This window comes from Paraburkholderia franconis (genome assembly GCF_009362735.1).
Classification (GTDB): Bacteria; Pseudomonadota; Gammaproteobacteria; order Burkholderiales; family Burkholderiaceae; genus Paraburkholderia; species Paraburkholderia franconis.
On sequence record NZ_WHNP01000004.1, the window covers coordinates 330,820 to 342,480 of the forward strand.

Sequence of the window (11,661 nt, forward strand, 5' to 3'; positions counted from 1 at the left end):
ATGCGAGTGAAGTGAGATGGCGGTGCGGAAAAAGCTGGCAGCGGTTTTGACGATGGTCGCGTTGGCGGTCGGTGTATCGAGTGCTCAGGCGAGCGTGGTCATTAACGGGACGCGTGTGGTTTATCCATCCGACGAGCGAGAGGTGACGGTAAAGCTCGTCAACGAAGGTGCGGGCCCGGCGCTGGTTCAGGCATGGCTCGATACGGGCGACCCCGCGACGCTGCCCGAAGATGCAAAGGTCCCGTTCAGTCTGTCGCCGCCGCTGTTCCGTCTCGACTCCAAGAAGGGGCAGAGCTTGCGTCTGGTGTATTCGCAAGAACCGTTGGCGCAAGACAGAGAAACCCTGTACTGGCTCAACGTGCTCGAAGTGCCGCCGCTCGTCAACGGCCCGGCCGCGGAAAAGAACAGTCTGCAGGTGGCATTTCGCACGCGCATCAAGGTGTTTTTCCGACCCGCCGGTCTGCCGGGCAACTCGCGCGAAGCGCCCGCGCAAATCACCTGGAAATTCGTAAAGAGCGTCAAGGGTGGATACGCGCTGCAGGCAACCAACCCTACGCCCTATTACGTGACCTTTGCGCACGTTGGCGCGAAGGCTGGTGGCAAGAAGTGGTTCAACGAAAAGGGCGGCATGGTCGATCCAGGCTCGACGGCGGAGTTCGCGATCGAAAGTCCAGCACCGTCAGTAGCCGTACCCGAAGAAGTCGACTATCGCTTCGTCGATGACTACGGCGCGGGCGTGGATGGCATTTACCGCGCGCCTGGCACCCGATAAGCCGGCAACACGATTACACAGACCTTGGCGCATCGCACTTGTGCCGCGCCAGGATGAGTGTGCGCAGCGCATTTGTGCAGAACGAACAACGAACCAACCATGCGTACCAGAGAACAGTCCACGTTTGCATGTGAAAGTAGCAGGCCCGCCGTCAGGCGCAGCCACGTGCTGATGCTTGGCGCGCTTGCCGCGTCGGTGTCGGCCGTGGGTCACGCGCAAACGTCGACCGTCCCTGACGTTCGGTTCAACGATGACTTCCTGATGAAGCCACGCGGGCGGAACATCGACATTTCCCGCTTCGAGCGTGGCAATCCGATTCCTGCCGGCGACTATCCCGTCGACATTTATGTCAACGGTAACTGGAACGGCAAGGGGCTGGTGCGTTTCATTGCGCAGGAAGGGAGGGACAGCGCCGTCCCTTGCTTCGACAAGGCATTGCTGCAGCGCCTTGGGTTGAATTTCGACGTGTTGTCGGACGCCGCGCGCGCCGAGATTCAAAGGGCGGGGGCGGGGGAGTGCGTCAATCTTGCGGCCATCTCCGAGAGCGCTTCATATCAGTTCGACCTGTCGGATCTGCGCTTCGATCTCAGCTTGCCCCAGGCCATCGTGCTGCGTGCTCCACGAGGTTATGTGAGCCCTGAACTGTGGGACGAAGGCGTGCCGTCCGCGACGTTCGGCTACAACGCGAGCACGTTCCATTATTCAGGCCATGGCAATTCGGGCACGCAGTCGTTCATTGCGCTGAACGCGGGCGTCAATATCGGCAGCTGGCACTTTCGCCAGCAGTCGTCATTGCAGCAGGCGACAGGCCGGGGCACGACGTATCAGGACATCGCGACATACCTGCAGCACGATATTCCGTCGCTGAAGAGTCAGCTGATTCTCGGCGATTCGTATACCGACGGCGCGGTGTTCGACAGCATCGGCGTGCGCGGTGTGCAGCTCATAACCGATGACCGCATGCTGCCCGATTCGCTCCGGGGTTACGCGCCCGTGATTCGCGGCATCGCGACGTCGAATGCGCGCGTCACGGTAACGCAGAACGGCAACCGTCTGTATGAAACAGTCGTTGCGCCGGGGCCGTTCGAAATCAACGATCTCTATGCGACCGGTTATGGCGGGAATCTGCTCGTCACCGTGACGGAGGCGGACGGTAGCCAGCACAGCTACACGGTTCCGTATGCCTCGGTGACGCAGTTGCTGCGTCCGGGGGCGACGCGCTACAACCTCATCGGCGGCGTGATCCGCGACGCGCAGATCGATCATCATAACGCGCTCGTGCAAGGCACGATTCAGCGAGGCATCAGCAACGCCGTCACTGGGTATGCAGGCACGATCCTCGCAGACGGATATATCGCCGGACTCGTTGGCGCGGCTTTCAATACGCCGTTTGGCGCGCTGTCCGCTGACGTCACGGAAGCTCAGGCGAGCGTTCCCCACAGTCATCAGGGCACGACGGGGCAGAGCTTCCGTATCGGCTGCAGCATGTTCATGCCGCAGACGGATACGAACCTGGCGGTGGCGGCGTACCGCTACTCGTCGAGCGGATTTTGGACATTGCGCGATGCGATGCTTGGCCGCGACTCGTCGCTTTCCGGGCAGGATCCGGCGCGCGTCGATCGCCAGCGCAATCAGATTCAGGTGACGCTCAACCAGAGTCTCGGCGAGAAAGGGGGCAATCTGTACGTCGTCGGCTCGACCGCGGACTACTGGAATCGGCATGGCACGATGACGCAATTCCAGCTCGGCTATAACAACACGGTGCGGCTGTTCGAAACGCCCGTGAGCTACAACCTGTCGATGGGGCGTCAATCGAACGGCGTAAACGGTCAAACCAGCAATCAGGTGTACGCGAGCGTGTCCGTGCCGCTCGGCAAGTCGCCTCGCGCGCCGCAACTCACGACGAGCGTCGTGCACGACAGCAGTTCGGGCTGGTCGGAGCAAGCCATGCTGACGGGTTCCGCTGGTGTGGACAGCCAGTTCAGCTACGGCGTCTTTGGCTCGCATATGCCAGGTTCGACGACGGGCGGCGGCAATGCGCAGTATCGCAGTCCATACGCGACGTTCTCGGGCAGCGCGAGCGGTGGCTCCGGCTTCGCGCAGGCTTCCGCAGGCATTCAGGGTGCGATTGTTGCCCATCCGGGCGGTGTAACGCTTGCCAACTATCTTGGCGACACGATTGCCGTCGTCGAGGCGAAGGGCGCCGAGGGCGCGCGCATCACGAACGGATCGGGCGTGCGCATCGATAGCCGCGGCTATGCCGTCGTGCCGTATCTGGCGCCTTACTCGCTCAATACCGTCGATATCGATCCGAAGGGGATTCCCCTTGACGTCGAATTCAAGGCGACGAGCCAGCAGGTCGCGCCGCGCGCGAACTCGGTGGTCATGGTGCGTTTCCCCACGGTGATCGGACGGTCCGCCGTCATCTCCACGAAGCTGCCTAACGGTGCGTCGTTGCCGTTCGGCGCGACGGTCACGGACGAGAAGGGCAATGCCGTCGGTGCGATTGGTCAGAACAGTCAGCTATTCGTGAGCGGCATCGCGGACGAAGGCACCCTGGTCGCAAAGTGGGGCGGCGAGGCGGACCAGACATGCGAGATCGCGTACCGCTTGCCTCCGAAGTCCGAGGACAGAGGCGCGTATGCACACGCAACGGGTGTGTGCGGTGACGTCGGTATTGCATCGAATGGTGCATCGAAGCAGGCGGCCACGTCGAAGCCTGTTGCCGTCGAAAGCAAGCCCGTCGCAGCGATGGGCGGTGCGCAGTCCGCCGGACATGCCCCCGCCGCGAGTGCCGCGCCCAGCGCGCAGGAAGCCGCACGCCACACGTTGCCGGCGACACCGGTTGAGCCGGTGGCCGCGGCAACCGCGATCAGCCCTGTTGCGCTGGTGCCGACCTTCCCGACGCTCGCGCGAGCGGCTAACGCGCCGCTGCGCGTGCCGACAGAGGTCGTCAAGCGCACGTCGGCGTGGGATGACTGGCAGCCGAAGCCTGCCATCTCCACAGGCGACAGCCAGCCGCCAGTCGACGCGGCGCCCGTGGTCAGCACGAGTTACGCGGCGCCTGCCATCGAAGAAGCGATTGCGTCGAATGTCGCGACGACCGACCAGACGGATGGCGCCGGGCGGCTGATGCAGTTGATGAGCGCTGCACCCGTGACGACGAAGGCACGCGTTTCGACTTTGTCGGTCGTGTCGATGGACAGTGGGGCTGGGCAATGACGCAGTATCGTGCGGCCGTTGGGATGTTTGCGATGCAGACATCGCACAGGCGGATGAAATCACAGAGGTGAATGAAATGCAGGGATATCTGTATCGGGTGGCGCGAGTTGCGTCGACGGCTGTTGTTTTCGCAGCGACGATAACTTTCGCGAGCAGCGCGCTGGCGAGCGGGCCTATGGTTGGACCATTTACGCCGCAGCTCATGATGCGCGGCGCAACTGCGCGCGGCCCCGTCGTCACTCAGCCGGCGATCACGGCCGCACCTGTCGGCGCTTCGGCGGCAGGTGCGAATCAGGCTGCCAATGCGGCTGCTCAGTCTGCTCAACAGCAAAACGGTAGGCGGGGCGGCGGGAGGGGGTTGTAATGCGTGCGCTTCTCTCATACCTGATCGCGTGCTTTACGCAGAGAGAGCGGAAGGCGAGTCGGCTCGCGCTTGTTCCGTGTGTTCTCATCTGGGCGTTGCTGCCCGTTGGCGCAAACGCGGCCACCTGCACGCCAAATCCTTCGGCAACCTTTTCGATGGCGTTCCCCGTCACGATCGTCGTTCCGCGAGATTTGCCCGTCGGTGCGGACATACCCGCCCCGGTAGTCCAACAGCAGGTCCCTGTCGACGGGAGTGTTGGAATCTCATGCACCTTCACTGGTTCCGAGACTGTGCCCGCTGTCTTCACGAACTATCAGGTAGGCAGTTCGTCGGGCATCGTTACGCCGATCGGAAATACGGGTGTCGGCTACAAGTTGCACTCGGATACTACCGGCAGCGACTACGTGACAGGTACGAAGAATCTGGGGGTGGCGGCGTTTGCAGCCGGCCCGACGTCATGTTCCGTTGCACCGTGTCACCATGTTATGGGGCCAGTCATGACGATGACGCTAGTCAAGCTGCAACAGACGCTCAACAATCCTACCTTGCCGAGTGGCAAGTATATGGATGTCACCATCGGCGGATATCTGGCTTCGACGGTGTCGCTCGCGAATCCCATTCAGATCGTCAGCCAGACCTGTTCGGTCACCACGTCGTCGATCGACGTCGATCTCGGAAGCGTATCGATCAGGAAATTCACGACGATGGGATCGGGGTCCGATCCGGTGAATTTCAGCATCGGAGTCGATTGCACCGGGCTGACGACAAATTTGGGCATTACGTTCACGGATGCAGTCAACCCGTCGAACCAGACAAACACGTTGCCGTTGAGTTCGACGTCGACGGCGAGCGGTGTCGGCATCCAGATCTTGCGAAACGGGACGGCCGTTGCGTATGGTCCCGACTCGAACATCGCCGGCACGACCAATCAGATCATGATCGGTCAGGTGAACGGCACGGCAACGACGATCCCGCTGGCCGCGCGCTACGTGCAGACAGCGTCATCCATCCGTGGCGGTTCGGCAAATGGAAGGGCCACGTTCACGATGTCGTATCAATAGGGATGGCCCACGGAACGGTATTCAGGAATTGACAGGGATAGCAATGTCACTGTTGGTGTTAGCAGTAGAAGTAGTTGGGTCTTTTCATAATTTTTTTAGTAGGTAACAGAAATGCAAAAAGTCGAACGCAACGCATTGGAACAATCGAAGGTCGCAGGCGGTTGCTGCAAGTGCTGCTGCAAGCCGAATCCGACGCCGACGCCGGTGACGCCCCCGGCAGGTGGCGGCTCGCAGGGCGGCGGCCTGTAATCACCGGTCCAGTGCACCCCGGTCATCATTGACCGCATCGCGCTGACATAGCCCCACGCCTCGAGCGTGGGGCTTTTGCGCTTGTTTGCCCGTTTCCATTTCCGATCCCGATCCTCGAATCCTCACTTTATGACGTCGTGGAAGTCCCCACTCGAGTGGCCTGGCGCCGTTCGGCGCCGCCTGGATCGCGCTTTCAAAAACATCGATCGTTTCGCCGTTCGCGCGCTGATGTCGCGCATTCCGCTCGGTGCCATCGAGCCGCTTTCCGGTGCTATCGTGCTGTCTCAATGCCTGTGCAGTCCGAGCGTTCGCTGGAGCGGAATCGAGCGCCGCGATTTCGCGCTTGATGTGATGAAGAAGGGCGACCTGAGCAGCCGTCGCCTGCTCGCAGCCCGCACCCTGGAAAAGCTGGTCGACCAGCGCCTTCACTTCGGCCGTCAACGCCATTTCGCGGAAGCATGGCCCGACCTTCAACGTATCGCCAGCACGCTTGCACAGAACATCGCGCGGCTGAAGCGCGAAGCGCCCGGCCGCCCCATCATCGTGTCACCGTTTCACTACGTATCGCAGTACGCCAACATCTACGTGATCGACGATCTGCGCGCGAAGCTCGGCCTTTCGCGGATCGGCGTCGTGTCCGGCGTGCCGCGCGATCTCTATGGCAGCGACGACGCGATGATTCCCAATGTCGACGTGCTGTACACGTATAGCCAGGACAATCGCAGCGGCCTTGGACTACAGGTCGCGCGCTCGCTCAGGCGCAATGGTGTCGTCGTGATTTTTGCCGACGTGCCGCCGTACACGTTGCATCGCTACCCGATGGAGACCGTCGGCGTGTCGATCTTCGGCCGCGCGGCGCGCATTCACAACGGCGTGTTCCGCATGGGAGCACCGCTCGACGCGATCCTGTTGCCGTTCTATCTGCGCTTCGAGCACGGCAGGTTCGACGGTACTGTTATCGAGCCCATACGGCTCGCCGATCCCGACGCGCCGCAACGCGTCGCGCGCGAGATCGAGCAGGCGCTCATGACCAACTTCGAGCGCTCGCTCGTCGCAGGTCATCCTTCCCTGTACGCGTTTGCGCCCGCGAAATAGCACGTAATAGCCCTTAGAGAATCGATGCGGGCTGTACCGCGGAACATTATGGAACCAACCACTCTTCCTCAATTCAAGGACGTGCCGTGGCGATGGATCGCGTACTGCGCGTCAGGCATCGTCGTAGCGGCCGTCGCATTCGGTTTTCTGCATCAGGTCGAACTCAAGCAGGACGTCCAGTGCGAAATCGTCTCGCCATCCGACGTGAAAGTACAGGGCTTGAACGGGCTCGTGTCGTCTGTCTATGTGCGTCCCGGCGAGCGCGTGATCGCGGGCATGCCGCTTTTCAGCGTGCAACGCGACCTGTCGCTTGCGAGCGACGGGCGCCAGCGGCCCATGTTCGACGAACAGATGCGCGATGAACAGATTCGCACCGCCGATCAGCAGTACGAGCAGCGCAAGGTGCAGTTGGGCGCGCAGCTCGACGCGTCGAATGCGACGGCCGAAAGCCGTCGCGCCGAGGTGGCCGCGCTCGACGAACAGGTCGCGCAAAACCGGCAACTCGTCGCCGAGGCACAGCGCAAGCTGAGCCGGCTGCAATCGGTGTCCGACTACGTGAGCGCTGATCGCGTCGAGCAGGCGAGCGCCGACATGCACCAGGCGAAGGTCTCGGTCGCGCAAGGCGTCGCGCGGCATGAGCAACTGAACGGCGAAATCGCGACGCTGCGCAGCACGCAAAGCGATCTGGCAGCACAGCTGAAGGAGAACGATGCGAGACATGCTCGCGATGTTCAGGACATCCAGATGCGCTTCGAACAGACGCGCCAGAATTCCACGATTTCCGCGCCGAAGTCGGGCGTCGTGACGTTCTCCGCACTCGTGGCCGGCCGCACGCTGGACCCGGCCGATGTTGCGCTCGTCATTTCGTCCGACGACAAAGGCGCGCTACGCGCCGCGCTGCGCATCCCGTCGCGCCGTCGCGGCTTCGTGCAGACAGGACAGACGGTGCGTCTCAAGTTCGACGCGTTTCCCTACGTGAAATTCGGCACCTACGAGGCGCACATCGACGCAATCTCGCAGACCACGGTCCAGTCACCGATGTCGCCATCGCCCGCGATGGCAACGGGGTCGAAGGACAACGGCGAAGGCGATTTCATGGCGTGGGCGACTTTGCGCGGCAAGACGTTCGATTACGGCAAGCAGCACTTCGACATCCTGCCCGGCATGCGCGCGACGGCAAGCATCGTCGTCGAACGCAGAACGATTGCGGAGTGGGTACTTGAACCGTTATTTCGCATGATCAGAGGTTGAAGGAATGCGCACGATCTATCAAAACGAAGTCGCGGAATGCGGCTACGCGTGTCTTGCGATGGTGCTCACGCATCTCGGGCGCGCGACCGAAGTGCGCGAGCTGTCCACGTACCGGCCCATCTCCGCGAACGGCCTTTCGCTGATGGACCTCTATGACATGGCCACCGAGTTCGGACTGGCGGTACAGGCCTATCGCTTCGGACTCGAAGACGTGCCAACCATCAGGCGCGGCTCGATCCTTCATTTCGGCGGCGCGCATTTTGTGGTCTTCGAGAAGTGCGGGCGCGGCTATGTGCAGGTCATCGACCCCGCGACGGGGCGGCGGCGCATTTCGATGGATACGTTCGCGGCCGCCGTCTCGGGCTTTCTGCTCGAATGTTCGCCGACACCTGGCATGCCGCGCGTGAAGGTGAAATCCCAGGTTCCGAAAGCGCTGGCGCGCGTGCGTGCACTCAATCCGGATCTGGGCAGGCATCTCGCGAAAGTGATGTTCGTGATGCTCGGCAGCCAGTTCGCGATTCTCGCGGCGCCGTACCTCGGCAGTCTGGTGCTCGACTATGTCGTCGCGGCCGATAACGTCAATCTGTTGAACGTACTGGCGCTGACGTTCGCGGGCATTTTCACGGTAGGCGCGTTGAGCCAGTACGTGGAAACGCGGCTGATCGAACTGCTGCATCAGCGCACGCAGATCAACACGACGGAAGGGCTGCTGGGGAAGCTGTTGCGCAATCCGATGTCGTGGTTCGAAAAGCGCCATGTCGGCGACGTCTTTGCGCGTCTCAAGGCGCAGGACGAAATCAGCGTACAGGCGGTCCGCACTTTCACGCATATGTGCGTGGACACGGCCGTCGGCGGGCTCGCGCTCGCGTTGATGCTGATCCAGAGCCCACGGTTGACGGCCGTCGCGCTGGCGATCTTCGTGGTCTATCTGTCGGTCGCGCTGGGCATGTTCGCGCGCATGCGGGACAACCACGCGCTCGTGCTCGAAACGTCCGCGCGCTGCGACGATGCGCTGATCGAGACGATACGCGCAGCGTCGCTGATCAAGCTCGCTCAAGGCGAGACGCGGCGCACGGCAATTTTCATGACGAAGTATCGCGAGTACGTCGCAGCGCTTTTGACCGATAACCGCTTGAGCAGCGCGCGAGACGCCATTCTCAAGGCCGTGCAATACGCCGATACGCTCGCGATCACATGGTTTTCCGCACAACTGATGCTGGCAGGCAAGGTGTCGGTCGGCGTGTTCTATTCGTTCTTGATCTACAAGTCGCTGATGTCCGAGCGTTTTGCGCGCACCGTCAACGGCGTGTTCTCGCATTTCATGCTCAGCGTGCCCGTCGCGCGCGTGGACGATATTGTCGAATGCGAAGAAGAGCGCTATACGCCGCCCGCCGATACGAACCGCGCAACGGAAGTGCGCGCTTTCGAGCGCATCGACGTGCGCGATGTGACGTTCAGCTATGGCGTATCCGATCAACCCGTGCTGAAGAACGCGAGCATCGAGATTAGCGTGGGCGACAAGATCGCGATAACGGGGCCATCGGGTGCGGGCAAGTCGACGCTCTTCAAGCTGCTTTCCGCCGCGGAACCCCTTCAGCAAGGGCATATTTCGCTCAACGGCATCGCATGGCCGAACCTCACCGTCGATGAGATCCGCCGTCACGCAGCGCACATGCGGCAGGGCGATCTGATCCTGCACGGCTCGATCGCGGATAACGTGTCGCTATTCTCGGGCAATATCGACGAGGCGCGTGTGCAATCGGTGCTTGAAGACGTGGGCCTGTGGAACGACGTAATGCGTCTGCCGATGCGCACGCGCACCGTCATCAGCGACACCATCGCCAACATCTCCGCAGGTCAGCGCCAGCGGCTCCTGCTTGCCCGCGCGCTCTATCAGCAGCGCAGCCTGTTGCTGCTCGACGAGCCCACGTCGAATCTCGATCCTGCATCCGTCAAGCACATCGGCGCGCTGCTGCAGCGCCTCGATTGCACGGTCGTCGTGATTACGCACGACATGTCGCTTGCCGCGAACTTCGGCACGCGCTACCGGCTCGTCGACGGCGCGTTGATGCGCGAGCCTTCAAATCATGGTCATATCGAAGTGGATCCGTTGCATGCTTAGTTTCAAACACTCAATCGGGATGGCGGCAGCATTCTGGCTGCTCAATGCAAGCGCTCAGGCCGCCGATCTCGTCACCGTCGTGCAGCAGGCGCTCGGGCATGATGCCGATCTGGCGCAAGCGCGAGCCGCTCAGGTCGCCGCGAAGGAGGCGGTGCCCCAGGCGCGCGCAGCCCTTTTGCCGCAGATTTCCGGGGGCTGGGGACGCACGTACAACAGCATCGCGACGCAAGGCTTCCCGCGCACGTCGTACTGGCAGAACGGCTGGACCGTGTCGCTCACACAGCCGATCTTCGACTGGACCAAATGGGAGACCTACAGGCAGGCCGATTACGTCGAAGCGCTGGGCACAATCAATGTGGATTTCGCGCAGCAGACGGCGTTGCTGCGCGCCGTGCGCGCCTACTTCGACGAACTCGCGGCGGAGGACGAGGTGAAGCGCATGTCTGACTACGGCGCCGCCGTCGACACGCAGATCCAGATTCTGCAGCGCAACCGCACGGCCGGCGAGGCGACCGTCATCGACATGCGCGAAGCGCTGACCTCGCGCGAGCAGGTCACGTTGCAGCAGTCGGATGCGCAAAACACACTTGCCGCGAAGCGCCGCGCGCTGGAGCAGGTGACGGGCGTGCCGTTCTCCATGCTGTCGCGTTTGCCCGATACGCTTGCGCTGCCGCGTCTCGCGCCCGAGGACGCCGATGCGTGGGCGAATCAGGCAAAGGATCACGGCTATCCGGTGCAACAGAAGCAGCTCGAATGGCAGGTCGCGAAGTTCGATGTCGGCAAGGCGAAGGGCGAGCACTATCCGTCCGTCTTTCTGACAGGTAGTTATGCGCCATCGGGCGCGGCATCCGGCTACGCGCGACCGACGACGACGGCAACGGGCATGCTCGCCGTTTCGATTCCGCTGTACGCGGGTGGGGCGACGCAATCGAAAGTCAGGCAAACCGAGGCGCTGCAGGACGAGGCGATGCAAGCGCTCGTCGGCGCGACGCGCACGGCCGACGCATCCGCTCGCGACAACTACGCGCGCTATCAGCAAGGCCGTGCACGCGTGGACATGCTCGTGCATCTGGTCGCATCGTGCCGCGAAACGCTTGCGGCGACACGGGTCGGTTACAAGGTCGGCACGCGCACGAGCACCGACGTATTGCGCGCAATCGATACGCTCTATTCGACGCAGCGCGATCTGCTTGCCGCGCGCTACGACGCGGTCGTCACGTTGTTGCAGCTATTGATCCGGCAATAAAATGTTGAAATCAAGCCGCATAACGGACAGGATCATGCTGGAAGTATCGCCGGATGCGTTCGGGTTGCTTCTGCACAACCCTGTAATGGTGCGCGGTGGCCTTGACCAGTTGCAGCCTGGTACGCGTTGGCGCCCGCCGTGTGACGCTTTGCTTGAGGTCGGCGTTGGCCATCTCGTTGGGATTGAGCTCAGGGCTGTAGCTGGGCAGATAGAACACCTCGATCCGGTCGCGGTGCCTGCCCAGCCAGGCCTTCACGGCCTTGCCGTGATGGACACGCA

The 11,661-nt window shown here is 62.1% G+C and carries 9 protein-coding genes; 8 read left to right on the top strand and 1 reads right to left on the bottom strand.

Going from position 1 to position 11,661, the window contains the following annotated elements:
- The first annotated feature begins 16 nt into the window (after positions 1 to 16).
- The 8 genes from GCT13_RS06535 (at position 17) to GCT13_RS06565 (ending at position 11,382) form a co-directional block, all read left to right on the top strand.
- Positions 17 to 772, top strand: a complete 756-nt coding sequence (locus GCT13_RS06535) for a fimbrial biogenesis chaperone (protein WP_152756074.1) — start codon at positions 17 to 19, stop codon at positions 770 to 772.
- 171 nt (positions 773 to 943) lie between these two features.
- Positions 944 to 3,994 carry a fimbria/pilus outer membrane usher protein gene (locus GCT13_RS06540; RefSeq protein ID WP_227746736.1) on the top strand — a complete coding sequence of 1,017 codons (3,051 nt, stop codon included), beginning with the start codon at positions 944 to 946 and terminating at the stop codon, positions 3,992 to 3,994.
- 861 nt (positions 3,995 to 4,855) lie between these two features.
- On the top strand, positions 4,856 to 5,419 hold the full coding sequence (locus tag GCT13_RS48175; protein ID WP_193727587.1) for a fimbrial protein: 564 nt from the start codon (positions 4,856 to 4,858) through the stop codon (positions 5,417 to 5,419).
- 111 nt (positions 5,420 to 5,530) lie between these two features.
- Complete coding sequence (locus GCT13_RS48180) at positions 5,531 to 5,668, top strand: hypothetical protein (protein ID WP_193727588.1); 138 nt, start codon at positions 5,531 to 5,533, stop codon at positions 5,666 to 5,668.
- A 228-nt stretch (positions 5,669 to 5,896) separates the two neighbouring features.
- On the top strand, positions 5,897 to 6,763 hold the full coding sequence (locus GCT13_RS06550) for a lysophospholipid acyltransferase family protein (protein ID WP_227746728.1): 867 nt from the start codon (positions 5,897 to 5,899) through the stop codon (positions 6,761 to 6,763).
- 48 nt (positions 6,764 to 6,811) lie between these two features.
- Complete coding sequence (locus GCT13_RS06555; RefSeq protein ID WP_152756078.1) at positions 6,812 to 8,014, top strand: HlyD family efflux transporter periplasmic adaptor subunit; 1,203 nt, start codon at positions 6,812 to 6,814, stop codon at positions 8,012 to 8,014.
- Between the two features lie 4 nt (positions 8,015 to 8,018).
- Positions 8,019 to 10,136, top strand: a complete 2,118-nt coding sequence (locus GCT13_RS06560; RefSeq protein WP_152756080.1) for a peptidase domain-containing ABC transporter — start codon at positions 8,019 to 8,021, stop codon at positions 10,134 to 10,136.
- Positions 10,129 to 11,382, top strand: a complete 1,254-nt coding sequence (locus tag GCT13_RS06565) for a TolC family outer membrane protein (protein ID WP_152756082.1) — start codon at positions 10,129 to 10,131, stop codon at positions 11,380 to 11,382. The genes GCT13_RS06560 and GCT13_RS06565 overlap by 8 nt, the downstream gene beginning before the upstream one ends.
- 10 nt (positions 11,383 to 11,392) lie before the next feature.
- Here the strand turns inward: GCT13_RS06565 and GCT13_RS06570 are convergent.
- Positions 11,393 to 11,661: transposase (locus tag GCT13_RS06570; protein WP_193727589.1), on the bottom strand; the 269-nt coding region annotated here is incomplete at its 5' end.